The 25,746-nt window shown below is 67.4% G+C and carries 24 protein-coding genes; 7 read left to right on the top strand and 17 right to left on the bottom strand.

Going from position 1 to position 25,746, the window contains the following annotated elements; all coding sequences use genetic code 11:
* Nucleotides 1-52: 52 nt before the first annotated feature.
* The 3 genes from JK358_RS25495 to JK358_RS25485 all read right to left on the bottom strand — a co-directional run bounded on the left by JK358_RS25495 (nucleotide 53) and on the right by JK358_RS25485 (nucleotide 4,527).
* Nucleotides 53-1,468, bottom strand: coding sequence for a GH1 family beta-glucosidase (locus JK358_RS25495; RefSeq protein ID WP_201951693.1), 1,416 nt, complete (start codon nucleotides 1,466-1,468; stop codon nucleotides 53-55).
* A gap of 69 nt (nucleotides 1,469-1,537) precedes the next feature.
* The gene (locus JK358_RS25490; RefSeq protein ID WP_307817733.1) at nucleotides 1,538-2,890 is read right to left on the bottom strand and encodes an MFS transporter; all 1,353 of its coding nucleotides are present in this window, start codon (nucleotides 2,888-2,890) and stop codon (nucleotides 1,538-1,540) included.
* Nucleotides 2,869-4,527 (bottom strand): amidohydrolase family protein, encoded by a 1,659-nt coding sequence (locus tag JK358_RS25485; RefSeq protein WP_307817732.1) that lies wholly within the window; start codon nucleotides 4,525-4,527, stop codon nucleotides 2,869-2,871. Before JK358_RS25485 ends, JK358_RS25490 begins: the two co-directional genes overlap by 22 nt.
* Nucleotides 4,528-4,694: 167 nt before the next feature.
* On the opposite strand from JK358_RS25485, the gene JK358_RS25480 reads away from it, so the two are divergent.
* On the top strand, nucleotides 4,695-5,486 hold the full coding sequence (locus JK358_RS25480) for a hypothetical protein (protein WP_201951691.1): 792 nt from the start codon (nucleotides 4,695-4,697) through the stop codon (nucleotides 5,484-5,486).
* A gap of 162 nt (nucleotides 5,487-5,648) precedes the next feature.
* Here the strand turns inward: JK358_RS25480 and qcrB are convergent, their stop codons facing one another.
* The 4 genes from qcrB to ctaE form a co-directional block, all read right to left on the bottom strand.
* On the bottom strand, nucleotides 5,649-7,271 hold the full coding sequence (gene qcrB / locus JK358_RS25475; RefSeq protein ID WP_201951689.1) for a cytochrome bc1 complex cytochrome b subunit: 1,623 nt from the start codon (nucleotides 7,269-7,271) through the stop codon (nucleotides 5,649-5,651).
* A complete protein-coding gene (qcrA, locus tag JK358_RS25470) occupies nucleotides 7,268-8,425 on the bottom strand; it encodes a cytochrome bc1 complex Rieske iron-sulfur subunit (RefSeq protein ID WP_201951687.1) in 1,158 nt (385 codons plus the stop codon). Before qcrA ends, qcrB begins: the two co-directional genes overlap by 4 nt.
* Before the next feature lie 73 nt (nucleotides 8,426-8,498).
* Nucleotides 8,499-9,359, bottom strand: coding sequence for a cytochrome bc1 complex diheme cytochrome c subunit (qcrC, locus tag JK358_RS25465; protein WP_201951686.1), 861 nt, complete (start codon nucleotides 9,357-9,359; stop codon nucleotides 8,499-8,501).
* 80 nt (nucleotides 9,360-9,439) lie between these two features.
* The gene (gene ctaE, locus JK358_RS25460; protein WP_201951684.1) at nucleotides 9,440-10,057 is read right to left on the bottom strand and encodes an aa3-type cytochrome oxidase subunit III; all 618 of its coding nucleotides are present in this window, start codon (nucleotides 10,055-10,057) and stop codon (nucleotides 9,440-9,442) included.
* Between the two features lie 169 nt (nucleotides 10,058-10,226).
* Between ctaE and JK358_RS25455 the strand changes: the two genes are divergently transcribed.
* Nucleotides 10,227-10,631, top strand: a complete 405-nt coding sequence (locus JK358_RS25455) for a ribonuclease E inhibitor RraB (RefSeq protein WP_201951682.1) — start codon at nucleotides 10,227-10,229, stop codon at nucleotides 10,629-10,631.
* Between the two features lie 37 nt (nucleotides 10,632-10,668).
* Nucleotides 10,669-11,718 (top strand): anthranilate phosphoribosyltransferase, encoded by a 1,050-nt coding sequence (gene trpD, locus JK358_RS25450; protein ID WP_201951678.1) that lies wholly within the window; start codon nucleotides 10,669-10,671, stop codon nucleotides 11,716-11,718.
* A 55-nt stretch (nucleotides 11,719-11,773) separates the two neighbouring features.
* Here trpD and JK358_RS25445 read toward each other — a convergent pair whose 3' ends face one another.
* Nucleotides 11,774-12,049, bottom strand: coding sequence for an Lrp/AsnC family transcriptional regulator (locus tag JK358_RS25445; protein WP_201951675.1), 276 nt, complete (start codon nucleotides 12,047-12,049; stop codon nucleotides 11,774-11,776).
* A gap of 467 nt (nucleotides 12,050-12,516) precedes the next feature.
* On the opposite strand from JK358_RS25445, the gene JK358_RS25440 reads away from it, so the two are divergent.
* Nucleotides 12,517-13,344 carry a YdcF family protein gene (locus JK358_RS25440; RefSeq protein ID WP_201951672.1) on the top strand — a complete coding sequence of 276 codons (828 nt, stop codon included), beginning with the start codon at nucleotides 12,517-12,519 and terminating at the stop codon, nucleotides 13,342-13,344.
* A 1-nt stretch (nucleotide 13,345) separates the two neighbouring features.
* Here JK358_RS25440 and JK358_RS25435 read toward each other — a convergent pair whose 3' ends face one another.
* The 4 genes from JK358_RS25435 to JK358_RS25420 all read right to left on the bottom strand — a co-directional run bounded on the left by JK358_RS25435 (nucleotide 13,346) and on the right by JK358_RS25420 (nucleotide 17,016).
* Nucleotides 13,346-13,804 carry a MaoC family dehydratase gene (locus tag JK358_RS25435; RefSeq protein ID WP_201951669.1) on the bottom strand — a complete coding sequence of 153 codons (459 nt, stop codon included), beginning with the start codon at nucleotides 13,802-13,804 and terminating at the stop codon, nucleotides 13,346-13,348.
* A gap of 85 nt (nucleotides 13,805-13,889) precedes the next feature.
* Complete coding sequence (locus JK358_RS25430) at nucleotides 13,890-15,047, bottom strand: acyl-CoA dehydrogenase family protein (RefSeq protein ID WP_201951666.1); 1,158 nt, start codon at nucleotides 15,045-15,047, stop codon at nucleotides 13,890-13,892.
* Between the two features lie 35 nt (nucleotides 15,048-15,082).
* Nucleotides 15,083-15,832, bottom strand: coding sequence for a 3-oxoacyl-ACP reductase FabG (gene fabG, locus JK358_RS25425; RefSeq protein WP_201951663.1), 750 nt, complete (start codon nucleotides 15,830-15,832; stop codon nucleotides 15,083-15,085).
* 32 nt (nucleotides 15,833-15,864) lie between these two features.
* A complete protein-coding gene (locus JK358_RS25420) occupies nucleotides 15,865-17,016 on the bottom strand; it encodes an acyl-CoA dehydrogenase family protein (protein WP_201951659.1) in 1,152 nt (383 codons plus the stop codon).
* Nucleotides 17,017-17,142: 126 nt separating this feature from the next.
* Here JK358_RS25420 and JK358_RS25415 point away from each other — a divergent pair, with 126 nt between their 5' ends.
* Entirely contained in the window at nucleotides 17,143-17,808 is a 666-nt protein-coding gene (locus tag JK358_RS25415; RefSeq protein WP_201951655.1) for a TetR/AcrR family transcriptional regulator, read from the top strand.
* A gap of 172 nt (nucleotides 17,809-17,980) precedes the next feature.
* Here JK358_RS25415 and JK358_RS25410 read toward each other — a convergent pair whose 3' ends face one another.
* From JK358_RS25410 to cysD, 5 genes are read right to left on the bottom strand one after another with little or no spacing between them, the layout of a single operon-like run.
* Entirely contained in the window at nucleotides 17,981-19,117 is a 1,137-nt protein-coding gene (locus JK358_RS25410) for a sulfotransferase family protein (protein WP_201951650.1), read from the bottom strand.
* A 17-nt stretch (nucleotides 19,118-19,134) separates the two neighbouring features.
* Complete coding sequence (locus JK358_RS25405; RefSeq protein WP_201951646.1) at nucleotides 19,135-19,929, bottom strand: SDR family oxidoreductase; 795 nt, start codon at nucleotides 19,927-19,929, stop codon at nucleotides 19,135-19,137.
* A complete protein-coding gene (locus JK358_RS25400; protein WP_201951644.1) occupies nucleotides 19,926-21,140 on the bottom strand; it encodes a hypothetical protein in 1,215 nt (404 codons plus the stop codon). The genes JK358_RS25405 and JK358_RS25400 overlap by 4 nt, the downstream gene beginning before the upstream one ends.
* The gene (cysC, locus tag JK358_RS25395) at nucleotides 21,140-23,062 is read right to left on the bottom strand and encodes an adenylyl-sulfate kinase (RefSeq protein WP_201951642.1); all 1,923 of its coding nucleotides are present in this window, start codon (nucleotides 23,060-23,062) and stop codon (nucleotides 21,140-21,142) included. The genes JK358_RS25400 and cysC overlap by 1 nt, the downstream gene beginning before the upstream one ends.
* Nucleotides 23,062-23,976 (bottom strand): sulfate adenylyltransferase subunit CysD, encoded by a 915-nt coding sequence (gene cysD / locus JK358_RS25390; protein ID WP_307817731.1) that lies wholly within the window; start codon nucleotides 23,974-23,976, stop codon nucleotides 23,062-23,064. Before cysD ends, cysC begins: the two co-directional genes overlap by 1 nt.
* A 270-nt stretch (nucleotides 23,977-24,246) precedes the next feature.
* Here cysD and JK358_RS25385 point away from each other — a divergent pair, with 270 nt between their 5' ends.
* Together JK358_RS25385 and JK358_RS25380 are read left to right on the top strand one after the other, a co-directional pair.
* A complete protein-coding gene (locus JK358_RS25385) occupies nucleotides 24,247-25,122 on the top strand; it encodes a helix-turn-helix domain-containing protein (RefSeq protein WP_307817730.1) in 876 nt (291 codons plus the stop codon).
* Between the two features lie 54 nt (nucleotides 25,123-25,176).
* Complete coding sequence (locus JK358_RS25380) at nucleotides 25,177-25,743, top strand: NUDIX domain-containing protein (protein WP_201951638.1); 567 nt, start codon at nucleotides 25,177-25,179, stop codon at nucleotides 25,741-25,743.
* Nucleotides 25,744-25,746: the final 3 nt, after the last annotated feature.

Genomic DNA, 25,746 nt, shown 5'->3' with positions numbered 1-25,746 from the left:
GTCCCTGTGGACTCCGGCCGCGGGCAGCCGGAATGGCGGGGTCGTTGGGATTTCAGGCTTGCGTCAGCGAGGAGCTCCGGTCGCGGTGGGCGGCGATGGCGTCGCGGTACCAGTGCCAGGAGTCCTTGCGGGTGCGCTCCAGCGTCGTCCAATCCACGTGGACGAGGCCGAAGCGCTGTTCGTATCCGGCGGCCCATTCGAAGTTGTCGAGGGCGGACCACACGTAGTAGCCGCGGACATCCACGCCGTTCGCGATCGCTTTCGCCACCGCGTCGATATGACTGTGCAGGTAGTCGATTCGGCGGGTGTCGTGGATCGCGCCGTCGGGACCGGGCTCGTCGTGGAAGGATGCGCCGGATTCGGTGATCACCACCGGAGGCAGGTGCGGGTAGCGTTCACGCATCTGGTTCAGGATGTCCTCGAAGCCGGACGGGCTGATGGTCCAGCCGAAGTCGGTGCGCGGGCCATCCTCGAAAGGCACCGGGGCGAAAGGCATATCGGCGGGGATGTCGACTTCGAGGACGCCGCTGTAGTCCTTGCCTTCGCGGCGGGCCTCGATACGGACGGGCTCGTAGTAGTTGACCCCGTAGAAATCGAGTGGTGCGGCGATGATCTCGAGGTCGGCGGCGAGCTGCTCGGCGCTCAGTCCCGCCGTGCCCGCGACGAGTGCGGCGATCTCCTCGGCCGGGTAGTGGCCGAGCAGGATCGGGTCGGCGAAGGTCCAGTTTGTCAGGGCCGCGAAGGTGTCGGCCGCTTCGACATCGGCAGCCTCGTCGCTGGCGGGGATGACCGGATAGTGCTGTCCGACCACGCCGATCCGGAAGTCGCCTGCCGCGCGCAGCTCTCGCACCGCCAGACCGTGGGCGAGCAGCTGGTAGTGAGCGGCGGGGAATGCCGCGAGCCCCAGATCAAGGGCAGGCGCGTGATCGGCGAGCACATGCCCGTAGAGGGTGTGCACGTTCATCTCGTTGAGCGTGAGCCAATCCCGCACCCGGTCCCCGAGCTTGTCGGCGACCACGCGGGCATATTCGGCGAATGCCTCGGCGGTAGCGCGTGCGAGCCACCCGCCCTCATCTTGCAACGGCTGCGGCAGATCCCAGTGATACAGCGTGGGCACGGGCCGGATGCCTGCCTCGAGCAGTCCGTCGACGAGCCGATCGTAGAAGTCCAGCCCTTTCGGGTTGACCTCGCCGCGCCCCTGCGGGACGACCCGGGGCCAGGCGATCGAGAACCGGTAGTCGTCGACGCCGCAGTCCCGCAGATCCGCGATATCGGCGCGGTACCGGTGATAGTGATCGGTGGCGATGTCGAGGCTGTCGCCGTTGTGGATTCGGCCCGGCTGCGCGGCGAAGGTATCCCAGATGCTGACCCCACGCCCGTCCGCGCGAGTGGCTCCCTCGATCTGGATTGCGGCGGTGGCCATTCCGAAGCGGAAGTGCGGCGGAAGGTCGAATTCGGGCGTTGTCATCGGGCTCCTCGATTACACGGACGGGCGGGTCGGTTACACGGGCGGTTGGGTCGGTATTCCGGCTCGAACTCAGGCCGGGTCCAGCTTCGGGTTCGGCAGCCGCAGCCGCCGGGCGCACACGATGGCGAACAGCGCGGCGACCGCCGCCGCGCCGAACACGCCCCCGTACCCCGCACCCCAGGCCAGCAGCGGTGCGGCCAGCACGGGCGCGACAACCTGCGGCAGCGCATTGGCCACATTCGCCACGCCGAGCATGGTCGCGAAGCTGTCGGGTTCGGTGAGGGTGGCGGTGACGATGGCCATGTCCACCGCGAGGTACAGCCCCCACCCCACAGCGGCCACCGCCGCGCCCACCAGAACCACCGCGAATCCCGGCGAAACCGCCAGCACCGCATTCCCCGCGACGGTCACCGCCCCCGCGACAACAGCGAACCCCCGTCGCCGCCCCAGCCGATCGGACAGATACCCGCCGAACCCCGCTGCCAGCGCGGCGATCACGATATTCGAGACGGTGACGACCAGCACGCCCCCGGCCGGATCGGCCACCCCGATCTCATCGTCCAGATAGAAATACAGATACAACAGCATCAGCGAGTTCCCGGTATTCATCAGAAACCGCACCGCCCACGCCCACCCGAACTGCCCGCTGGGCCGCACCCGGATGCCACGGCGCACGCCGGCCGACCGTCCACCCGGCCGGAGCGTCGCGGGCCGGGGAACAACCAGCCCGGTTCGCAGACCGTGTGATTCGGGCTGTAGTCCGTGCGGGCCGGGCCGTGATCCCTGCGTGTGGATGAGCGTCCAAGCGGCGATGAGTGCGGGCACCGCGACCGCGAGCACGAGGTAGCCGATGCGCGTCCCGCCGAGCGCGGCCACTCCGGTGCCGGTGACGACTCCGGCCATCTGCGCGATCCCGAACAGCGAACCGACTGTGCCGCGTTGCCGTTCCGGAACTCGGTCGGCGATGCTCGCGGCCAAACCTGCTTGCGGACCGTTCAATCCGATTTGCACGAGTATCCAGCCGAGCAGCATGAGTGCCGGGTTCGGGGCGGCGGCGAGTACCAGCAGCCCCGCCACCGCCACACCGGTTCCGGCGATGACGATCCCGCGCCGGCCGGCTGTGGCCGCTCGTCGATCGGAGACGAAGCCCCACAGGGGGTTCGCGATCATGGATATGGCCGCTCCGACCCCGGTGCAGACGGCCAGGATGGTTTCCTTGCCGCCGTACCCCGCGGTTTCGAACTGTTCGGCCTGGCCGGGTAGCAGGATCTGGATCGGTCCGAACCATCCGGCGTAGACCCCGATCATGGCCAGCACCAGTGCCGCGATCCATCCCGCGCCGACCCGTAGGCGGGCCGCGCCGGTCACCGGCGTGCGGGCGGGATCATCGACCGGCGCGTTCACGCGCGCGCCGATTCCCACATGGCCACATAGCTTTCCGCGCCGTTCATGAGATCGCGGGCGAGCGTGGGCCCGTCGTCGCCGGCGGCCTGGATGATGTCGGCGAACCAGTCGGCGTAGAGCCCGTACTGGGCGACGCCGTCGGTATTGATGTCGAATGTCCTGGTGCCGAAGCGATGCCGGTCGAGCACAGCGCCATTGGGTGCGGTGAACGGATAGCGCAGCGGCGTTTGCGCCGCGTCCGGTCGCGGCGGCGCCTGTGGCCCGAGTCCGTTGACGTCGGAGCCGAACCCGTACCCGGTGATCTGCCCGCCGTGCCCGGCGGCGCGGTTGGCCCGCCACTCAGCCAGGAACGACAGTTTCGGGTCAGGATCGTGCGCCGCATGCGCGTAGCTGGCCACGAATCGGCTCAATGCGATTGTGCGGTCGATGATTTCGCGATCGGACCAGGTGTGCGAGGACATGACGCCCGCGTACCCCACCGATTCCAGAATGTCGAGCACCTCCCGCGCGGTGCGCACTCCCATATGGTCGATATTGATGATCATGCCGCGCGCGATCATGCCCTGGATGAGGTACCGGCCCAGATCGGTCAGCCCGCGAACATTGCAGATCGGCCCGCTGGGGTAGACCGGCAGCACGGTCTCCCCTGCCGTTCCGCCGGGCAGCAGCTCCGCGATGAGGTCGCTGGCCAGCGCCTGCTCGTTGTCGGCGGCCCCGTCGCATCGCTGTGCCGCCCACCAGGTTCCGGTGGTCAGCAGGTTGCCGATATTGACGGCGGCCCCGGTGGCCCCCTCATCGAATCGTGTTCCGCCGAAGGCATTGTCGAACTTGTGCACCGGGTACAGGTTGCTCACCCCGAGCGCCTGCATCTCGTCGAGCCCGGCGTCGATATCCGCTGTCGTGCACTGCGCGACATCACGGATATGGCGGCACCCGAACAACTCCGAGGACTCCACTCCGACAACCACGGCGAGCTTGCCCTGCCCGGCGACCGCGCGCGCTTCCGCCGGCGTCCGGACGATCCGGAACCACCCCCGCCCGGCTCCACCGTGCTCGGCATCGATGTAATCCTGCATATCCCGCAGGTACCGCGCCTGCACCCGAATCTGATCCATCTCATCGCAGGAGCTCCCCCGCTCCGGATACAGCTCGCAGATCACCCGATTGGCAACGAGCAGCACATTGACCACCCGCAGCCCGCCCCGCCACGCCCGCTCGACCCCGCGGTAGTACGCCTGCTCGTGCAACTGCGTATTGTTCCGGGGCCACTGCGTGAAGTCCGGCCACCCCTGCTGGTCGGCGGACATCGGATCGGTGCCGCCGAGAATGGCTTCGAGCAGCGCACCCGGCTGCGCCCCAGCGTGTTCGTCGCATCCCCGCAGCGCTTCGGCCGCCCCGCCCGCCGCGAACGGCTCCCCGCACCGCAACTCTCCCCCGAAGGCCACCGCCGCGGTCAGATGCGCATGCGCGTCGACCAGTCCCACGACAGCTCCCCCGCCCGCCACGCTGCCCGGAGCCTCGGAGACCACATCGACCCCGACCTCCCCGGGCACTGCCCCTGAAACAGGCTGCGCCCCAGCGGTATAGGACAGCACGAGCACGGCGACCACCCCGCTCGCAGCCACTCCCAGCAGGGCGCGAAGATATCGACCCACGGATGCCCCATTCCTATTGGACGAATGACCAGTAACAACGTGCGTATTATGCACGCCCACCGCCACAATGGATGGGAAACAGCAAGATTCAGGCCCGCACGCGCAGGCGACGCCTACCGAGCCAGCACGAAATAGACCAGAGTCAGGTAGTCCGAACCCCCGGTCTGATGGCTGACAACCATGACACGGCTTCCTGCCGACGTGAGCAGGCACAACGGCGGTCCAGCGGTGATCGGCCCGGCGGAGTGGGCAGTCGGATCAGGAGGACAGCGGCTGGCATCTATGACACCGTCCGCGGCCGGCATGACCCCCGCACCGTTCAGAGCTTTCACCTGATTTCCCGGCAACGCAACAAGATCCGGTTGGCCATCACCCATCGGGAGATCGACATCGATCGACGTACCCACGTCGAGCTGATCTTGAAAGCACTGCTGTACGCAAGGCAATGCGACTATGTCGGCTATGTCCTTCGCATCCGGCGTCCAAACACTCGTCCGAGGCGTATGCCCCACATCCGGCGGCGTCAGATCGGTAGGCGGCGTGCCATCGACTGGAGCGTTCCCGCCGATCCGCATCTGTCCGTTGCCCAGCGTCATTACGATCGCCCCGCACAACAGGACGGCACCTACCAGAGCGGCGGCGGCCGAGACCCACCCTCCCCGCGAATTCGCCTGCGCTCCAGGCGAAGCCAAATTGATGTTGACTCAGGGAAACAACCCACCGATGTGACTGACGTGTGCGGTCGGCAGGGCGGCAGGCTCACCGCTGGGCTCTGTCGACGGCTCGGGTTGACGACTTCCCCTGGTTCCAGGATCGCCGCCCTGTCGAGCAACGAGCGCGTACGTAGTGTGCGCCACGCCGAAAGCCCCAGCCAGTGCGCCGACCACGCCGAGCCATCGGAGGACGTCGTCGTCAGCGACTATCGAAACGACAAGTGCGACAACGCCCAGCACGAGTAGTGAGCCGAAGGCCGCCAGGGAAGCCCGGAGTTGTGTCACGCCGCACAGTATGGACCCCCCGAGTTCAGCCGACGACCTTGGGCACGGGTTGGCATCCCACATGCCTGAAACGGGGAAGGCCCCCGGGTTCGCGGACTCGGGGGCCTTCCTGTTCAGCTGATCTCAGTGATCGTTCTTGCCGTTGTTCGCCTCGTCGCGAGCGCGCTCGAGGACGGCGAGCATCTGGTGCTCTTCCTCGTGTGCGAGAGCGACATTCGTCTCCTGCTCCGACGCCGGGTCGGCGAAGAGGAAGGAGCCGGTGCCGGGCTTGCCGGCCGAACCCAGCTTGGACATCTTCTTGGGCACCGGGGCGCCCTGGTACTCCAGCGGGATCGGGTGACCGTGCGAGTCGACCGGGCCGAGGGGCTGGTGGACCTCGATGTACTCACCGTGCGGAAGCCGCTTGATGACACCGGTTTCCACACCGTGCTCGAGGACCGCGCGGTCGCTGCGCTGCAGGCCGATGCAGAAGCGGTAGGCCACGAAGTACGCGAGCGGCGGGGCGAGCAGCAGTGCGATGCGGAAGAACCAGGTCGTCGCGTTCAGCGAGATCGAGAACTTCAGCGCGATGATGTCGTTGACGCAGGCCAGGGTCAGCACCAGGTAGAAGGCGATGGCCATGGAGCCGATGGCGGTGCGCACCGGCACGTCGCGCGGACGCTGCAGCAGGTTGTGGTGCGCGGTGTCGCCGGTGAGGCGCTTCTCGATCCACGGGTAGGCGATCAGCACGGTGAACACCAGGCCCATGATCAGCGCGACCCAGAAGGCGGCCGGGATCGTGTAGCGACCCAGGTACAGCTCCCACGGCGGCATGAGGCGGGCCATGCCGTCGGTCCACATCATGTAGAAGTCGGGCTGCGAACCGGCCGAGACCTGAGACGGGTTGTACGGACCCAGGTTCCAGATCGGGTTGATCTGCAGCACGCCACCCATGATGGCGACGACACCGAGGGTGAAGGCGAAGAACGCGCCCTGGTCGGCGGCGAACACCGGGATGATGCGGGCGCCGACGACGTTCTTCTCGGTGCGGCCCGGTCCGGGGAACTGGGTGTGCTTCTGGTACCAGACCAGCGCCACGTGCGCACCGATGAGCGCCAGGATGATGCCCGGCAGCAGCAGCACGTGCGCGATGTAGAGGCGCGGAATGATGATGGTGCCCGGGAAGTCACCGGCGAAGATGAGCCAGTGCAGCCAGGTGCCGATGACCGGCGTGCCGATGGTGATACCGGAGAACGCGGCGCGCAGACCGGTACCGGAGAGCAGGTCGTCCGGCAGCGAGTAGCCGAAGAAGCCTTCGAACATCGCCAGGATGAGCAGCAGCGAGCCGATCACCCAGTTGGCTTCACGCGGGCGGCGGAACGCGCCGGTGAAGAAGATGCGGAACAGGTGGATGATGATCGACGCCGCGAACAGCAGCGCCGCCCAGTGGTGCACCTGGCGCACGAACAGACCACCGCGCACCTCGAAGGAGATGTCGAGTGCGGTCTCGTAGGCCCGCGACATGCCGACGCCGCGCAGCGGCTGGTAGGCGCCGTCGTAGGTGACGTGTGCCATCGACGGGTCGAAGTACAGCGTCAGGAACACACCCGAGAGCAGCAGGATGATGAACGCGTAGAGCGCGATCTCACCGAGCAGGAACGACCAGTGGGTCGGGAAGACCTTGTTGATCGATCGCTTCGCGAACGCCGCCAGGTGGTAGCGCTCGTCCATTTCATTGGCCTGTGCGGCCGCTTTGCTAGGGCTCATGAACGACGCTCCCAGAAGGCCGGGCCGAGCGGCTCGATGAAGTCACCGGCGGCGACCATGTAGCCATCGGCATTGACGGTGATGGGCAGCTGCGGCAGCGCGCGGGCGGCGGGACCGAAGACCGGCTTGCCCCATTCGGTCGCGGAGAACTGCGACTGGTGGCAGGGGCACAGGATCCGGTTGGTCTGCTGCTCGAACAGCGAGGTCGGGCAGCCCAGGTGGGTGCAGATCTTCGAGTAGGCGAAGTAGTCGCCGTAGTTGAAGCTCTCCTGGCCCTTGCGCTTGATGGCGTGCTCGGCATCGTGGGTGCGCAGGCGGATCAGCATGACGGAGTTGCGGATGCCGCGCAGCGATTCCAGCGTGGCGTGCGAGTCACCGCGCCACTCTTCCTTCCAGGGGAAGACGGTTTCCATGCCGCCGGCGTCGAGATCCTCGGGGCGCACCAGGACGACGTCCTCGATGCGGCCGGTGTCACGGCGCAGGTAGATGGTCTGGCCCGGGTAGTCCGGGGTCCAGCCGGAGACCCACAGCGGCGACTTGTCGCCCTTGGCCCACGGGTTCTTGATCATGCCGCCGACGAAGACGAACAGCGCGCCGATGCCGAGGACGCCCGCGCCCAGACCCGCGGTGCGGGTGATGAGCTTGCGGCGGCCCAGGGTGGAGGTCTCGGCCGCGTCCTGCAGCTGAGCCACCAGGGTGCGGCGGTTGACCTCGGACGACGGGCCGTCGTGGCGGTCCTGGATGGAGATCTCGGCGGGCACGAAGTGCTTGCGGATGAGCACCACGGCGATGCCGACGGCGAGCACTCCGATGCCGAAGGTCAGGCCGACCAGCGGGGTCCACAGCGAGTATTCGGCGTTGCCGTCCTGGAAGCGGGTCTTGTACTCCCACGGCCAGAACAGGAAGACGCCGATGAGGGCGACGCCCATGATGGCGGAGATGGCGAACCACAGCGCCACGCGGCGCTCGGCGCGCTTCTCGGCCTTGGTGCCTTCGACGGGCCAGCGCGGTGCGCGGTAGGCGACGTCGACCCCGTCCAGCTTCGTACCGAGTTCGACGAGCTCGTCGCGCGACATGGCGTCGAGCTGCTCGTCGGTGGGCTCCAAGTCCCCAGCGGGGTTCGCCCCCATGTCGTTTCGCTCCTGTTCACTCATGGCTGCGTCCTCCGGGTCATGCCCGCGGGGCCTGCGTGGTTACGCTGCGCTGCCGCCTTCGGCCCTGACGCGATCATGACCGCGATCCGATCCACATGGCGGAACCGACCAGCGCCACGATGCCGACGACCCAGATGGCCAGGCCCTCGGTGGCGGGACCGAAGCCGCCGAGGCCGTAGCCGCCGGGCGGGGTGGTCTCGGTGGCGTCCTTGACGTAGGCGACGATGTCGCGCTTCTCTTCCGGCGTCAGCTGCCGGTCGGAGAACTTCGGCATGTTCTGCGGGCCGGTGAGCATGGCCAGGTAAATCTGCTGCTCACTGGCGGGCGCGAGCGGCGGCGCGAACTTGCCCGAGGACAGCGCACCACCCTTGCCGGTGAAGTTGTGGCAGGACGCGCAGTTCATGCGGAACAGCTCGCCGCCGCGGCCGAGGTCGGCGCCTTCGATCAGCGACTCCTGCGCGATCTCGCCGTTGGCGTCGCGCACGACGGTCGGGCCGCCGCCGTTGGCCTGGATGTAGGCGCCCAGGGCGTCGGTCTGGTGGGCGTCGAACTTCGGGGGCTTGCGCATGATCTGCGCCTCGTTGCGGGCGGCGGGCATGCGGCCCGAGGAGACCTGGAAGTAGACAGCGGCTTCGCCGACGCCGATGAGGCTGGGGCCGCGGTCCTGGACACCCTGCAGGTTGATGCCGTGGCAGGTGACGCAGGAGTTGTCGTAGAGCTGCTGGCCCTCGCGGATGAGCGCGGCGTTGTCCTGCTCAGCGGTCGCGACCTGAGCCTGCGGGGTCAGCGCCGACGCCAGAAAGCCGGCTCCGAACAGGCCCATCAGAAGAACCAGACCGCCGGCCAGCCGCCGCCGCATGCGACGCTGCTTCCGGGTCTTGGTGGCCTCGCCGATCCCGGTGGGATCTGGCGCTGACGGGGGAGACGAATTCATCTGTGTCCCTTTGGAGTAGACGGAACCGACTTGTTCAGAAGTTTCTTGCCGACCGCGGGCTGGGCGTCGGCCTCGTCCGGCTAGCGGACGAAGTAGATCGTGGCGAAGAGCCCGATCCAGACGATGTCGACGAAGTGCCAGTAGTAGGAGACGACGATCGCCGCCGTGGCCTGTGCCGGGGTGAACTTGCTGAGCGTGGTGCGGATCAGCAGGAACACGAAGGCGATGAGGCCGCCGATGACGTGCAGGCCGTGGAAGCCGGTCGTGATGTAGAAGACCGAGCCGTACACGCTGCTGGAGATCGAGGTTCCCTCGTGCACCAGGTGGTAGTACTCGTAGCCCTGGCCGCCGACGAAGAACGCGCCCATGAGCAGGGTGATGAAGTACCAGCGGCGCAGGCCGAAGACGTCACCCTTCTCCGCGGCGAAAACGCCCATCTGGCAGGTGAAGGAGGATGCGACCAGCACGGCGGTCACCGGCACGGCGAGCGCCATGTTCAGCTCGGTCGGCTTCGACGGCCAGCCGAGCACGGGGTCGGCCTGCGCGCGAGCAACGAAGTACATGGCGAACAGGCCGGCGAAGAACATCAGCTCGCTCGACAGCCAGATGATGGTACCGACGCTGACCATATTGGGCCGGTTCAGCGAATGCACACGCTGGGTAATGGCCGATCCTGGGGTCCCTACTGCGGTCGTCACGCCGGTAAGTATGACTCGTCGTAGTACGACAGGTGTAGGCGGGTACGAAACTTTGTCGTACGTGTCGGAAACCCCAGGGCGAGCGCGCGTCTCGCCGGGGCCCCGGCGTGTCACGGGCGAGCGTAGAACCTGCAGGTAAGAGAAACCTGAGCTGAATCGAAAGGGAACTATGGGTGCGGATTCTTGGTGGCGCAGGTTCTTGCGGCGTGACACACCAACACAACTGGACGCGAACGATCCGAGTCTGATCGTGGTGGCGTCGAGTTTCGATGACGCGGAAGCATGTTCGGCTGTGCTGAACGAGGCCGAGGGCTGGGTGGCGGACCGTCCGGCGGTGTTGCGCCACCATCTGGTGATACCCGCGGCGCAGGTGAATGCGGTGCAGGTCATTGCCGCGCAGGATGGCTATGACACGGCGTCGGTGGACGAATCCGACCCCGCGACGCTGATCCTGCAGCGTGTGCAGGTGCTGGACGCGCTGCACTGTTCGCAGGAGCGCTCGCGCATGGCGGGGCTGGCGCAGCGGCATGACGGTAATGCCTTGGGCTGGGACGCGCTGCAGCCCGCACACTAGGCTTGGCACAACACCCGGCAACGGAAGAGAAGAGCTAATGAGCGCGCGCAGCTGGCGAGAAATCCTCGGCACCCTCACCGACGGCAACGATCTGTCCGCGGACGAGGCGGCGTGGGCCATGAACGAGATCTTCAGCGATGCCGCCACCTCGGCGCAGATCGCGGCGTTCGGTGTGGCCATGAAGATGAAGGGCCCGACCCCGACCGAGCTGGACGGCCTGGCCAAGGGCATGCTCTCGCACGCGCGCCGGGTGGAGTTCGACGGCACGGCGGTGGATATCGTCGGCACCGGCGGTGACCGCTCGGGCACGGTGAACATCTCCACCATGTCCTCGATCGTGGTGGCGGCCACCGGGATTCCGGTGATCAAGCACGGTAACCGCGCGGCGTCCTCGAAGAGCGGCGGCGCGGATGTGCTCGAGGCGCTGGGTGTGAAGATCGCGCTGGGCCCCGAGCAGGTGGCCGAGTGCGTGCGCCAGGTGGGCATCGGTTTCTGTTTCGCCCCGGTCTTCCACGCGGGCCTGCGGTTCGCCGGTCCGGCGCGCAGCGAGATCGGCATCCCGACGGTGTTCAATATCCTCGGCCCGCTGACCAATCCGGCGCAGCCGCAGGCCGGTCTGATCGGCTGTGCCTTCGCGAACCTGGTTCCGGTGATCGCGGGCGCGTTCGCCGCGCGCGGCCAGTCGGCGCTGGTGGTGCGCGGTAATGACGGTCTGGACGAGATCACCACCGCCGACACCACCGATGTGTGGCTGGTGGCGGGTGGCCGCACGGTCGAAACCACCCTGGACCCAACCAAACTCGGTATCGAGCGGGTCGCCCCGGAGGCGCTCAAGGGCGGGGACGCCACCTTGAACGCGGTGATCGCCCGCAATATGTTCGCGGGTGAGCCCGGCCCGGTGCGGGACGCGGTGCTGTTGAATTCGGCGGCCGCCGTGGTGGCCTACGAGCTCACCGCCGACGACCTCGAGGCCGACCTCTATGCCAAGCTGGCCGCCGCCCTGGAGCGGGTGGCCGCCGCCGTGGACACCGGCGCAGCCGCTGACCTGCTGGAACGCTGGGCAGCGGTGACGAACACGCTCGGCTAGGAACGCTGTCCGGCCGGGCGTATCGCCCGGCCGTCGCATCGAGGGCTACTGCGCCCTATTCGCCGATCGAGAATCCGGCCTCCACGTCGGCGCTGGAGTACGACTTGAAGGCGATGTGGGTGGCGGTGCGCAGCACGCCGGGCGTCTTGTTGACCCGCCCGGTCACGACCTCGGCGATCTGCTCGTGATCGCGCACCCGCACGATGGCCACCAGGTCGACGTCGCCCGCGCACGAGTACACCTCGGCCACGCCCTCGATATCGGCCAGCGCCTGCGCGGTCTCCGGAATGCGGGCGGACTCGGCGGAGATCAGCACGATCGCGGTAATCATGGGATCAACCTTAGACAATCTTCGTTCCCGCGGAGCACGCACAGTGTTCCCCCCGCGCCTCCGGAGTACCCGCGGCCCTGATCGATCGGCGGCCCCGTGGCCCGGGCGGTGCGTGGCCGGATTCCGGCGCGCCACCGATTCTTCCGCCAATCGGATCTTGATTTCGTGAATTCGCTTACAGCCGAGATCAACTCGCGGCATCATTGATCGAAGTTGTGAACCGACCGGTAGTCACAAGTCGACTGCCGTAGGGGGTTGCGATGCTGAATCACCTGCTTGCGCCCATATCCGCACTCCGCCGCGGCGTTCCCGAAGCCCTGCGCAGTAGCGGTACCGCCCTCGAACGCATACGCACCGGGGCCCTGCCGAACGGCTCGGGCCGACACAGACGCAGTGCCGAAACCCCACCGTGGCAGCGGGTTTCGGTGGGTCAGTGGTGGAGCCCGCCGGGCCGCCACCGCCGCGCGATGCCGAATACCCTCCGTACCAACGCCGTTCGCGCCCTGCTGGCGGGCGTCACGGTGACCGTCATCGCCACGGCTACCCCGGCCCATGCCGACCCGGTCGCGGCTCCGCCGATCGATCCCTTCGACGGCTTCCCCGATGCCGAAGGGCGCGGCATTGTCCAGGAGCGCAACGGTTTCGGCGCGCCCGGCGACATCACCGCACCCACAGACATCATCGCGCCGGGCGATGTCATCGCGCCCGTGGAGTCGGCGGGCCCGGCCGATGTCACCGGGCTCAGCGATATCACCGCCCTCGCCGACGCGCAGGGCGTCCCCCGCGATGTGCTGGCGGCCATCGACGCGCTGGGTGGATTCGATTTCACCCTGCCCGGTCTGCAGTTGCCCGCGCTGTTCCGCCCGGACACCGCCATCGTGGTGCTCGGCTACGGCCTGGAACCGGACGGCGGCATGCGCTTGGAGCTGATCAACCGCCTCTACGCCGGGTACGTCTCGGCCCTGCTGTCCCCCGAGGCCCCGGTCATCGTCACCGGCGGCAATCCGCAGAACGGCGTCACCGAGGCGCAGGCCATGGCGGATTGGCTCATCGATCGCGGGATCGACCCGGGCCGCATCCACACCGAGACCCAGGCCAATTCCACCGTGCAGAACGCGACCTTCTCGGCGCGGCTGATGCAGGCGCTCAATGTGCACGCGGCCGTGCTCATCACCTCGGCCGATCACATCGCGCGGGCGCTGAGCAATTTCCGGGCCGCGGGCATCGCGGTGGTGGCCACCATGACGCCGGACGAAAGCCCCTTGGCGGCAGAGGCTTTCGGTCCGGGCGAGTAGTTCACGCCAGATAACGCGCGATACTCACGGCGACGCAGGCCGGTTTCGCCTCGCCCTCGATCTCGATGGTGACGGTGCGGTCGGCCTGCACGCCGCCCGGGATATCGGTGACCGTGTTCAGGGTGATCCGCCCGCGGATGCGGCTGCCGACCGGCACCGGGTTGATGAAGCGCACCCTGTCGAGCCCGTAGTTGATCGCCATGCGCGCGCAGCCGACGGTCATCACCTGCCCGGTGATGGGCACCAGCAGCGACAGGGTGAGGAACCCGTGCGCGATGGTGCGCCCGTACGGCCCCGCCGCGGCCCGCTCGGCGTCCACGTGGATCCACTGATGGTCGCCGGTGGCGTCGGCGAAGGTGTCGATGCGCGCCTGGTCGATCGTAATCCAGTCGCTCACACCGATTTCCGTGCCGGCCGCCGCCCGCAGCGCGTCGAAGCTGTCGAAGTCCACGACCGTCATGCGAACCGCTCCTTCAGTTCTCGTTCCAGGATCTTGTGGGTGGGGTTCGGGGGCGAAGGCTCGCGGAGCCCTCCGGAGAACGGGATCAGAGCCCCATATCCTTGGCGATGATCATTTTCATGACTTCGCTTGTGCCACCGTAGATTCGATTCACCCGGTTGTCGGCGTAGAGGCGCGCGATCGGGTACTCGTTGATGAATCCGTAGCCGCCGTGCAGCTGCAGGCAGCGGTCGATGACCCGCGCCGCGACCTCGGTGCAGAACAGCTTGGCGGAGGCCGCGTCGGCGGCGGTCAGAGTCCCGGCGTCGAGCGCTTCCAGCCCGCGATCCACCACGGCCTCGGCGGCATCCACCTCGGCCTGGCAGGCGGCCAGCTCGAACTTGGTGTTCTGGAAATGCGCGACGGGCTTGCCGAAGACATTGCGCTGCTTGGTGTATTCCTTCGCGAACCGTACCGCCGCACCGGCCTGCGCGTACGACCCCACCGCGATGGACAGCCGCTCCTGGGGCAGATTCTGCCCCAGGTAGGAGAACCCCTTGTTCTCCTCCCCCAGCAGATCCTCCACCGGCACCTTCACATCGGTGAAGTTGAGCTCGGCGGTATCGGAAACCTTGAGCCCCAGCTTGTCCAGCTTGCGCCCGACGGCGTATCCCTCGGCCTTGGTGTCCACCACGAACAGCGAGATCCCGAACCGCCGATCCTCCGCGGCGGACGCGGCCGTACGAGCGCACACGATCACCCGGTCGGCATGCACGCCACCGGTGATGAAGGTCTTCGACCCGTTCAGCACATAGTGCGTCCCATCCGCCGAAAGCTTTGCGGTGGTGCGCATTCCGGCCAGATCCGATCCGGTCCCCGGCTCGGTCATGGCGATGGCGAACATGGTCTCGCCGCTCACGAATCCGGGCAGCCACCGCTTCTTCTGCTCCTCGGTGGCGAGGTTCTTCAGATACGGCAGGCACAGTCCCACGTGCACCCCGGAGCCACCGAAAGACACTCCGGCCCTGGCGGTTTCCTCGATGAGGATGGTCTGGAACTTGAACGATTCGATGCCCGCGCCGCCGTACTCCTCGGGCACCTCGATGCCGAAGGCCCCGAGTTCGGCCAGCTTGTAATAGAACTCGCGCGGCACGATGCCCGCCTCGTACCACTCGTCGTAGACGGGCACGACCTCCGCCTCGATGAATGCCCGCACGGTCTCCCGGAAGGCGTCATGATCGGCGTTGAAAACTGTTCGCTGCATTGATATTTCCCTCTGAACCGCTGGTGATCCGCTTCCTAGAGCCGTCGGCCGCCGTCGACGTAGATGGTCTGCCCGGTCACGAACGACGCATCATCGGAGACCAGAAACGACACCACGTTCGCGATATCCGCGGGCTCGCCGACCCGCCGCAGCGGCGTGATCTTTGCCGCGTTCTCCCGGAACTCCTCCGGGCTGACGCCCACCCGCGCGGCGGTGGCATCGGTCATCTCGGTGACGATGAATCCGGGTGCGACGGCATTGACATTGATGCCGAACGGCCCCAATTCCATGGCGAGCGTGCGGGTCAGCCCCTGGATGCCCATCTTGGCGGCGCTGTAGTTGGCCTGCCCGCGACTGCCCAGCGCGGATACGCTGGAGGTGTTCACGATCTTGCCGGACCGCTGCTTCACCATGTGCCGCTGCGCCGCCCGCGTGCACAGGAACGCGCCCTTGAGATGCACCGACATGACGATGTCCCAGTCGTCCGCCGACATCTTGAACAGCAGGTTGTCGCGCAGCACGCCGGCATTGTTGACGAGCACGTCGAGCGAACCCAGTTCCGCCACCACGCCGTCGATGGCGGCGTCGACCTGCGCCTCGTCGGTCACGTTGCAGCCCACGGCGATCGCCTTGCCGCCGTCGGCGACGACGGTGGCGACGGCGTTCTTGCAGGCGGCCTCGTCCAGATCGGCGATGGCGACGGTGAAGCCGTCGGCGGCCAGTCGCGCGGCGGTCGCGAAGCCGATCCCGCGCGCCGCACCGGTCACGAATGCGACCTTGGTCATGTGAATCTCCTTGTCAGTGCCCGATATACAGGTCAGAGGAAGGCGCTCACGCCGGTGAGCGCCCGCCCGATGAGCAGTTTCTGGATCTGGCTGGTGCCCTCGTACAGCGTGAGCACGCGGGCGTCGCGCAGGTACTTGGCCACCGGGTACTCGTCGATGTACCCGTACCCGCCGAACACCTGGATGGCATTGTTGGCGGCCTTCACCGCGGCCTCGCTGGCGAAGAGTTTGGCCACCGACGCCTCGGTCCCGAACGGCTGCCCGCGTTCGATGAGGTCGGCCACCCGCCAGGTGAGCAGCCGGGCCGCGTCCACCTCGACGGCGATATCGGCCAGCAGTTCCTGAACCAGCTGGTAGGAGGCGATCGGCTTGCCGAACTGCTCGCGTTCCCGAGCGTATTTCACCGACGCTTCCAGGCAGCCCTTCGCCACCCCGACGCATCCGGCCGCGACACCCATGCGGCCCTTGTCGAGCGCCGCCATGGCGATCTTGAAGCCCTGTCCCTCGTCGCCGAGTCGCGCCGAGTCCGGCACCCGCACCCCGTCGAGTACGAGTTCGGCCGTGGCCTGCCCGCGCAGTCCGAGCTTGCCCTTGATCTCGGTGCGCCCGAATCCCGGTGCGTCGGTGGGCACCAGGAACGCGGTGACGCCCTTGGGCCCCGGCCCGCCGCTGCGCGCGAAGATGAGGGCCACATCGGCCCAGGTGCCGTTGGTGATGAAGATCTTGGTGCCGGACAGCACCCAGTCGTCACCGTCGCGCACGGCCTTGCTAACGAGGCTGCCCGCGTCCGAGCCGGTGCCGGGTTCGGTGAGCCCGAAGCAGCCCAGCGCCTGCCCGGAACACAGGCGCGGCAGCCATTCCCGCTTCTGCGCCTCGGTGCCGTAGGTCTTGATGGTCTTGCCCACCAGCCCGAGCGAGACCGACACGATGCCGCGCACGGAGCTGTCTCCGCGCCCGAGTTCCTCGAGCAGCAGGCAGTAGTCCAGTGCGGTGCCGCCGGAGCCGCCGTACTCCTCGGGAATCTCGATGCCGAGGAAGCCCATATCCCCGAGTTTCCCGACGATGGCGGTATCCACGGATTCCGCGCGGTCCCATGCGGCGGCGTGCGGCACGACTTCCTTGTCGACCCACGTGCGGGCGAGTTCGCGCAGTTCGCGCTGCGACTCGCCGAGTTCGAAGTCCATCCCTGAGGCTCCTAACCAAACGTTGTTAGGTTTATGTGACAGAAGCTATCCTAACGATGTTCGGTTTATCAAGCCCGGGTGCTAAATTCGACGCCCACGGAGTGAGTCGCAGAGAAGGCGGGGATCATGGCCAGGCCGAAAGTGCCACTGCTGAGCCGGGATCGCATTCGCGACGCGGCCCTGTCCCTCATCGACCGCGACGGCCTGCCCGAGCTGTCCATGCGCAAACTGGCCGCCGAACTGGGCGTGCAGGCGGCCTCGCTGTACGGCCACTACCCCACCAAGGACGACGTCCTCGACGACATCGCGCGCGGCATCATGGCCCGCGTCGACACCTCGGTCTTCGACTCCGGCGACTGGCGCGAGGGCCTCACCGCCTGGGCGCGCTCCTACCGCGCCGCCCTGGTCCGCCACCCCAATTTCGTCCCCTACCTGGCCTCGGGCCCCGGCAACCGGGACGAGAACCTGCGCGCCGCCGACGCCGTGCACGGCGGTCTGGTCACCGCCGGCTGGCCCCCGCGCGAGGCCACCATGATCGGCGCGGCCACCCGCTACCTGGTGATGGGCTCCACTATCGGCTCGTTCTCGCGCGGCTTCCTCGACGATATCCAGGTCTACCGGGACCGCTACCCGCACCTGGACCAAGCCCACCTGCTCCGCGCCAAGGCCGACGAAATCGACACGGAGAGTTTCGAACTCGCGCTCGCCGCCTTCCTCGACGGCCTGCGCCTGCGCTACGACGCGATAGCCGAGCGCCGCAGCCGACGGCGCGCGGGCAGCGCCCAGTCGTAGCGATCAGCCGAAATACAGTGTCGCGCAGCCGAATACTCCCCGCGCAACAGCGAACGGCGGCCCGCGCGGCGTCCTCGGAGGAGGACGTACCCGTGCGGACCGCCGCGACACCCGCCGACAGCAGGTGATGCCGACCATTGCCGGATGGTATGACCGGAACTCTGAAACCTGGTCAGGAGATGCGGAACCGCTCCCGCACCTGGTCCTCGGTCAGCCCGTAGTCGGCCAGCGCGTACCGGTGCGCGGGCTTGCGGTCACCGGATTTGCTCTCCTCGTCCAGCGCCGACATGGCGGCGCGCGCCGCGTCGGTGAACTCGATGCCGAACGCGGAGTAGATCTTCTCGACGGTCCCCATCGGATCGGCTCGCAAATCCTCGAACTGAATGTCGAGGAACTGCTCCGGGTTGTATCGCGCACGCGCCGTGGTGAATTCGTGGAATCCACGCGACCACAGCTCGAGCTGCGTCTCCCCGATCCGTTCGCCGGTGAAGGTGGTCGACCACCCGCGCGCCGCGTGCTCGGACAGACTGCAGGAGGATCCGACAATGGTCACCGGATCCCGATGCGTCTGAATGATCAGCGCGTCCGGGTACGCCCGCATGAGCGCGTCCAGCGCGAACAGGTGGCTCGGATTCTTGAGCACCCACCGCCGGCTGTCCCCCAGCCCGATGAGCTGCAGGTTCTTCCGGTGCCGGGTGTAGGCGTCGGTCCAGTCCTGCGTGCGCAGCCACTGTGAGTAGGTGGGCAGGTAGGCCAGCGACTCGTAGGAGATCGACTTGACTGTCTGCCGCAGCAGCTGCCAGCACTCCTCCACATCGGCCGCGCTCATGTAGTGCAGCCCCATGAACTCCGGATTCTCGATCCGATGCTGCGCGAACCCGGCGTCGATCTGCTGATAGATCGGGTTGTCCGCCCAGGTGTCGCGCGGCGGGCGCGGCTGCGGGAACTCCGCCAGCCACATTTCCAGCGCCTGATGCTGCGGGTCGGCGGCCAGCAGCCGGTGCAGGGCCGTGGTGCCGGTGCGCGGCAGTCCGGTCACGAAAATCGGCCGGGCGACCGGGGTTTCGGCGTATCCCGGATTCGCCTTCCAGGAGATCTCGCTCAGTGCCCGCGCCACCAGCGCGCCGCGCAGGAAGTACCGGCTCATCTTGCTGCCGAGTTCGGTGAGCCCGGCGTCGCGGTTGTAGGACTCCAGCAGGACGCCGAGCGCCTCGTGGTGGTCGGTGCCGCCGAAGTCGGTGAGCCCGCTGACCTTGGTGGCCGAGGCGTGCAGATCCTCGACCGTGCCGACGTTGGTACGTCCGCTCATTACGTGAAACTCCTTGCTCAGACGTGGTATTCGCCGCAGTTGACGTCGAGGGTCTGCCCGGTGATGGCATTGGCCCACGGCGAGGCGAGGAAGACCACGGCGCGTGCGATCTCGTCGGGTTCGGGCAGCCGCTTGAGATCCGATCGCGAGGCGGTCTGCTCGTACACCTGCTCGGGGGTGATGTTGTACTTCTTGGCGACCTCACCGAAGTACCACTTCAGCTGATCGCTCCAGATGTAGCCCGGCGCAACGGTATTGACGCGAATCCCCTTGGGCCCCAGCTCGGTGGCCAGCGTCTGCGACAGCGCCAGCAGCGCGGATTTCGCGACCTTGTAGCTGCCGTACCGGGGTTCGGAGTGCCGCAGCACCGCCGAGTTGATCATCACGACCGCGCCCTTGGTCTCGGTGAGCGCCTCGGTGAAGGCCTGCGTCATCCGCAGCCCGCCCAGCACGGTCAGGTCGATGCTGTCACGGATCTGCTGGAAGTCGGTGCGCGCCAACGGCTTCATGGACGGCACCGAGAACGCGTTGTTCACCAGCACATCGACCTTGCCGAAGGTCTCGACGGTCCGCGTGACCAAATTCTGCACTGCGTCGTCATCGGTGATGTCGGTCGGCACGGACAGCGTGGTCCCGCCCGCGGCTTCGACCTCCGCCGCGACTTCCTTCAGCCGCGATTCCGTACGCGCGGCGAGCACGACGGTCGCTCCGGCCGCGGCGGCCTCGAGGCAGATGGATCGCCCGAGCCCGGGACCGACACCGCTGAGCACCACGATCTTGTCGGCCAGCAACCCCGTGTTCTGCGTGCTCATCCGAGCATCCTTCCTGCGAATCCGCGCTGGCGGTCGGCGATTCGTTCCCGCCAGGCCCGCTCGTCGATGGTGTTCTCGCTGTAGTACGGCAGCACCTGCCGGATCTTGTCGAAGGGCACAAGCTCCACGCTCGGCCCGTCGGCGGCGGTCATGGGCCGATCCACCCGCTGCCACCGGAACTGCAGGATTCCGCGCCCGCGCCCGGTGGTCTCCAGCCAATTGGTGACGCCGGGGTTCTTGTTGCTCACCACGAGCCGGATGAGTCCGTCCGGATCCACCTGTGCCTGCTGGTGATTGAGGCTCGTCTGATGGTTCACATAGTCGAGCGAGATGTACCAGCGCGACCCCAGTTGGAATCCCTGATACGGCGCATCGGATTTCGGCACGGTGATCACCAGCGCCTGATCATCGGCAAGATCGTAATGCCCCACCGACGAGTACTGCGTGCTCAATCCCCCTGGCGTGAGCCGGGGTTCGGTGAGCGTATTGACATCCAGATCGAGGTAGAACCACTTCGGGAAGTTGAACCAGGTGTGCACCCGGGTCAACAGCATCCGCCCCGCCGCCCGGTACCGCTTGCGCAGCTGCTCCACGCTCAGCTCGGTGGGCGCGGTGCCGGCCGTGTCCACCCGTTCGATCCGAATGGTGCCCTTGCGCTCGGCATTCCAGTCCCCGTACACCTCGCGCACCGCGAGCATGGACGCGCCCTCGCCGAGCACGAAGTAGTTCGGTCCCGGATTCTCCTTGGGCGGACCGAATCTCAGCTGATAGCTGCCGTCGGCCGCGATCTCGAGCCGCCGGTCGTCGAAGGCGTCGTCGCCGTTGGGCACGTCGGTGGCGGTGTAATCACCTTTCAGCACTTGGAAGCTCAGATCCACGGTGCTCCCGCGTACGCCGGTGAGCAGGTACTCCGCCTCGGGTTCGACGCTGGCGTGGTAGTACAGCGTGTCCGGGTTGTCGAGCCCCATCTTGGTGTAGGGCCCGGTGGAGGTCACGAAGTACGGATGCGATCTCCCGTGCGCCCGCGACAGCTGCAGCACCGCGGCGATACTGCCCTGCAGGTAGTCGTATCCGTCGGCGAGGTCGTGCTCGTCGCGAATGAATTCGGCTGCGGCGATGAGCTTCTCGGCTTCGGCGACGGCCGCGAGGAACGGGTCCGTGAGCGGCAGTTCGGCGTGCGCCAGATCAGGTTGACTAGTGGCTTGATCCATCAGTTATCGGCGGTTCCTGTTTCTCGGTTGATGAGGGTGCGTCGAATCAGTGCCGCGATCTCCGCGGGTGTGCCATCGCCGGGCGTGATCACGAGTTCCGGGTATTCGGGCCGTTCGTACGGTGAGGAGATGCCGGTGAACTCGCGCAGTTCCCCCGCGCGCGCCTTCCGGTACAGCCCCTTGGGATCCCGCAGTTCGCATTCGCCGAGCGGGGTGTCCACGAACACCTCCCGGAACGGAAGATGCTTGTCCTCGTGCAGTTTCCGCGCGTCCCGGCGCTGCGCCGCGAACGGGCTGATGAGCGAGACGATGGCGATGGTGCCCGCGTCCGCGAACAGGGCCGCGACCTCGGCCACCCGCCGCACGTTCTCGCGCCGGTCCGCATCGGTGAAGCCGAGGTTCTTGTTCAGCCCGTGCCGCAGATTGTCCCCGTCCAGCAGGTAGGCGGGCTGCCCGGCGGCGATCAGCTGCCGCTCCAATTCCACTGCGATGGTGGACTTCCCGGAACCGGAGAGCCCGGTGAGCCAGATGGTCGCACCGCTGCTGAGCCGCTGGCCGCGATCGACGGCGGAGCTGTGCCACACCACATTCGACGCCCGGTGCTCGACCCGCGTCGCGCCCGTGGAGCGCCCGGTGATCATGCCCGCCGCGACGGTCCGATTGCTGGTCTCGTCGATGAGGATGAAGCTGCCGGTGGCCCGGTTGTCCCGGTAGGGATCGAACAGCAGCGGCTGCCTGCTGCGCAGAATCAATCGCCCGATGTCGTTGAGCCCCAACCGATCCGCGTCGGTCTGCCGATGCAGGGTGTTCACGTCGAGCCGGTAGTCGAGCTCGGCGACCTCCACCTTGGCGGTCTGCGTGGCGGTACGGATCGAATACTCGTTGCCCGCGCGCAGTTCGGTGTCGTCGGAGAACCAGCACACCATGGCGTCGAGTTCGCGATCCTGATGCGGCTGATTGCCGGGCCGGGCGAGCATATCGCCTCGGCCGATGTCGATTTCGTCGTCGAGGGTGAGCGAGACGGCCATGCCGGTGAAGGCTTCCTCCACCTTGTCCCCGCCCGGAGCCCAGATCTGCGCGACCTTGCTGCGGCGTCCCGAGGGCAGCACCACGACGTCGTCGCCGGGTTTGAAGATGCCGCCCGCCACGGTGCCCGCGTAGCTGCGCTGGCTGTCGCCGTGCGGCCGGATCACGTACTGCACCGGCAGCCGGGTGTCGATGAGGTTCCGGTCGGAGGCCACGTGCACCTCTTCCAGATGCCGCAGCAGCGGCGGCCCCGGATACCAGCCGGCGGTGTGCTCGGACAGGTCCACCACATTGTCGCCGTGCAGCGCCGACACCGGGATGAAGCTGAGGTCGCCGACATCGAGCTTGGTGGCGAAATCCGCGAATTCCGAACGGATTTCCTCGAATCGCTGCTCGGACCAGTCGACCAGGTCCATCTTGTTCACGCACAGCACCAGGTGCCCGACGCCCAGCAGCGAGGACAGGAAGGCGTGCCGCCGGGTCTGCTCGGAGACGCCCTTGCGCGCGTCCACCAGGATCAGCGCGAGGTCGGCGGTGGACGCGCCGGTCACCATATTGCGCGTGTACTGCACATGCCCCGGGGTGTCGGCGATGATGAATTTCCTTCGCGGCGTGGCGAAGTAGCGGTAGGCGACATCGATGGTGATGCCCTGCTCGCGTTCGGCGCGCAGCCCGTCGGTGACCAGGGACAGATCCGGCGCACCGGCCCCGCGGGCGATGCTGGCGCGTTCGATGGCGTCGAGTTGATCGGTGAACAGGCTCTTGGAGTCGAACAGCAGCCGCCCGATGAGGGTGGACTTGCCGTCGTCGACACTGCCCGCGGTGGCCAGGCGCAACAGGTTGCGGCGCGGGGTGTTTCGTTCCGTCGAGTGCCGGACTACGGTGTCGTGGCCCATCAGAAGTAGCCCTCTCGCTTGCGGTCTTCCATACCGGATTCGGAGATGCGGTCGTCGGCCCGGGTGGCGCCGCGTTCGGTGAGGCGGGTGACGGCGGTCTCGGCGATCACCTGGGCCGGGTTGGCGGCCTCGCTCTCCACGCAGCCGGTGCAGGTGGCGTCGCCGACGGTGCGGAAGCGCACGGTGGTCTCGTACGCTGTCTCACCGGGCTGGAGGGTCAGGAATCGGTTGGCCGCCAACAGCATTCCGTCGCGTTCGAGCACGGTGCGCCGGTGCGCGTAGTACAGCGACGGCAGTTCCACCTCGGCCTGGTCGATGTACTCCCAGATATCGAGCTCGGTCCAGTTCGACAGCGGGAACACCCGGATGTGCTCGCCCTTGGCGTGCCGTCCGTTGTAGAGGTTCCAGACCTCCGGCCGCTGTGCCCGCGGATCCCAGCTGCCGTATTCGTCGCGGAAGCTGAATACGCGTTCCTTGGCCCGCGCCTTCTCCTCGTCGCGCCGGGCCCCGCCGAAGACGGCGTCGAACCGATGTTCGCGAATGGACCGCAGCAGGGTGGCCGTCTGCAGCCGGTTACGGGTCTCCCCCGCCTTCTCGACCACCCGCCCGGCGTCGATATCGTCCTGCACCCGCCCGACCAGCAGTTGCGCCCCCAGTCGTGCGGCGGTCCGGTCCCGGAAGTCGATCACCTCGTCGAAGTTGTGCCCGGTGTCGATGTGCAGCAGCGGAAACGGCAGCGGTGCGGGCCAGAAGGCGCGCCGCGCCAGCTCCAGCATGACCGCCGAATCCTTGCCGCCGGAGAAGAGCAGCACCGGCCGTTCGAAGGTGGCCGCGACCTCTCGGATGATGTGCACCGATTCGGCTTCCAGTGCCGACAGATGCGAGAGCTCGTACCCCGCCCGTGTTGCGTTCACCAATTCCTGTCACCCACCGAGTTGCGCTGTCGAATATTCGACGCTATTGTTCGATAATGTGACACCGACGATATGTCGGCAGCTTCCCGACGGTCAACCCCTGACGGCGAATTCGCTAGTCGCACGCCCAGTTCTGCGCGCGCTCCCCCCGGCCCGCTACCATCGGCCGCGCTGCCCCCGCCAACCGTGAGCGAGTCTGAATTGCCCGAAATCACCACTGCCACAGCGCCGTCCGAGCCTGATTCCGTCACGGACGCAGCTATCGGCAGTGTGCCCACGGAGAACGCCGCACCGGGCACGCTCGTCTCTCCGCCCACCCGCCGCGTGGTGCAGACCATCGAACTGCTGTCCCGGCATCCGGCCGAGCATCTCTCGCTCGCGCGCATCGTCCGCGCCACCGGCATGTCCCGGGCGACCGCGCACGCGGTGCTGAGTCAGCTCACCGCCGACGGCTGGACCCTGCGCGACGAGGACGGCAACTACGGCCTCGGCCTGGGCCTGATGGCGGTGGCCCGCCGCACCGAATCCGCCTTCCCGCTGCGCCGGCTGGCGCTGGACGCCATGCGCGCGCTGTCCGTCGCGCACGGCGCGCCCGTCTTCCTGGCCGAGCGCGAACAGCATTCGATCGTCGTCACCGAGGTGATCGGCACCCCGTCCGTGCCGTGGATCCGCCCCGGCCGCCACATCCCCCTGGCTCCCCCGGTCTGCCGCGAATTCGTCGCCTGGGCCCCCGCCGCCGACCGCGCCGCCTGGCTCGCCGCCGCCGACCCGGCCCACCGCGTCCGCCTCGAGGCCGTCCTCGAGGCCATCCGCACCCGCGGCTACTCGGTGGAACGCCTGGCGGACGATTCGGCCCCCATGCTCGAAGCCCTTGCCTCCCTACGCCACTCCCCCGTCACCGACCCCCTGCGCCACCGCCTCAACGCCCTGATCACCGACCTCATCACCATCGACTACCTCCCCGACGAACTGACCGACCAGAACGCCGTGGTCTCCGTCGCCGCCCCCGTATTCGCGAGCGACGGCACCGTCATCGCCTCGATAGTCGCCTGCCCCGACACCAACCTCACCGCCACCCAACTGGTCGACCTGGCCGACGCCACCATCGCCGCCGCCGAAACAGTCACCGGCAACCGTCCGGCCTAGCCGGTGGCGGGAAGTCCGGCACGCATGGATACCCGAGTGCGGCAGGATCGTCACATGGACTCCGAATCGTCGCGCGAGATCTACACCAACCCGTGGATATCGGTCCGGGAGGACATCGTCCGCCTGCCCGACGGTGCCCCCTCCATCTACGCGGTGGTCGACAAATCCGACTACGCCATCGTCATCCCCCAGGACGGTGACCGCTTCCATCTGATCGAGCAGTTCAGATACCCACTGCAGGAACGGGTATGGGAGTTCCCGGGCGGCGCGGTACGCGGAGCCGAAACCTTCGACGCGGAAGAGGCCGCCCGCACGGAACTGCGCGAGGAGACCGGCCTACGCGCCGAAACCCTCACCTACCTGGGCAAACTGGCCCCGGCCTCCGCGACCTGCAGCCATCGCGGGCACATCTTCGTAGCGACCGGCCTGACCGAGGGCCCGCACGAACGCGAGCCCTCCGAGGCCGATATGCGAGCGGCCTGGTTCTCCCGCGCGGAACTGGAGGCCATGATCGCGGACGGCCGAATCTCCTGCGCGCAGAGCGTCTCCGCCTACCTGCTGCTGCTCCTGCACGAGCGGAAGACCGGCCGCGCAGACGAAAACACTTCTGCCGAAGGGTGATTC

The organism is Nocardia acididurans, assembly GCF_016741815.1.
Taxonomy (GTDB): Bacteria; Actinomycetota; Actinomycetes; order Mycobacteriales; family Mycobacteriaceae; genus Nocardia; species Nocardia acididurans.
The sequence above is the reverse complement of the archived record's forward strand: the minus strand, read 5'-3'. Positions and strand labels throughout refer to the sequence as shown.

Excerpts from the sequence above, each read along its gene's own strand:
- JK358_RS25495 (WP_201951693.1), bottom strand. The coding sequence starts at position 1,468 with ATGACAACGCCCGAATTCGACCTTCCGCCGCACTTCCGCTTCGGAATG.
- JK358_RS25480 (WP_201951691.1), top strand. The coding sequence starts at position 4,695 with ATGGCTGACAACCATGACACGGCTTCCTGCCGACGTGAGCAGGCACAA.
- qcrB (WP_201951689.1), bottom strand. The coding sequence starts at position 7,271 with ATGAGCCCTAGCAAAGCGGCCGCACAGGCCAATGAAATGGACGAGCGC.
- qcrA (WP_201951687.1), bottom strand. The coding sequence starts at position 8,425 with ATGAGTGAACAGGAGCGAAACGACATGGGGGCGAACCCCGCTGGGGAC.
- qcrC (WP_201951686.1), bottom strand. The coding sequence starts at position 9,359 with ATGAATTCGTCTCCCCCGTCAGCGCCAGATCCCACCGGGATCGGCGAG.
- JK358_RS25455 (WP_201951682.1), top strand. The coding sequence starts at position 10,227 with ATGGGTGCGGATTCTTGGTGGCGCAGGTTCTTGCGGCGTGACACACCA.
- trpD (WP_201951678.1), top strand. The coding sequence starts at position 10,669 with ATGAGCGCGCGCAGCTGGCGAGAAATCCTCGGCACCCTCACCGACGGC.
- JK358_RS25445 (WP_201951675.1), bottom strand. The coding sequence starts at position 12,049 with ATGATTACCGCGATCGTGCTGATCTCCGCCGAGTCCGCCCGCATTCCG.
- JK358_RS25440 (WP_201951672.1), top strand. The coding sequence starts at position 12,517 with ATGCCGAATACCCTCCGTACCAACGCCGTTCGCGCCCTGCTGGCGGGC.
- JK358_RS25435 (WP_201951669.1), bottom strand. The coding sequence starts at position 13,804 with ATGACGGTCGTGGACTTCGACAGCTTCGACGCGCTGCGGGCGGCGGCC.
- JK358_RS25430 (WP_201951666.1), bottom strand. The coding sequence starts at position 15,047 with ATGCAGCGAACAGTTTTCAACGCCGATCATGACGCCTTCCGGGAGACC.
- fabG (WP_201951663.1), bottom strand. The coding sequence starts at position 15,832 with ATGACCAAGGTCGCATTCGTGACCGGTGCGGCGCGCGGGATCGGCTTC.
- JK358_RS25420 (WP_201951659.1), bottom strand. The coding sequence starts at position 17,016 with ATGGACTTCGAACTCGGCGAGTCGCAGCGCGAACTGCGCGAACTCGCC.
- JK358_RS25415 (WP_201951655.1), top strand. The coding sequence starts at position 17,143 with ATGGCCAGGCCGAAAGTGCCACTGCTGAGCCGGGATCGCATTCGCGAC.
- JK358_RS25410 (WP_201951650.1), bottom strand. The coding sequence starts at position 19,117 with ATGAGCGGACGTACCAACGTCGGCACGGTCGAGGATCTGCACGCCTCG.
- JK358_RS25405 (WP_201951646.1), bottom strand. The coding sequence starts at position 19,929 with ATGAGCACGCAGAACACGGGGTTGCTGGCCGACAAGATCGTGGTGCTC.
- JK358_RS25400 (WP_201951644.1), bottom strand. The coding sequence starts at position 21,140 with ATGGATCAAGCCACTAGTCAACCTGATCTGGCGCACGCCGAACTGCCG.
- cysC (WP_201951642.1), bottom strand. The coding sequence starts at position 23,062 with ATGGGCCACGACACCGTAGTCCGGCACTCGACGGAACGAAACACCCCG.
- JK358_RS25380 (WP_201951638.1), top strand. The coding sequence starts at position 25,177 with ATGGACTCCGAATCGTCGCGCGAGATCTACACCAACCCGTGGATATCG.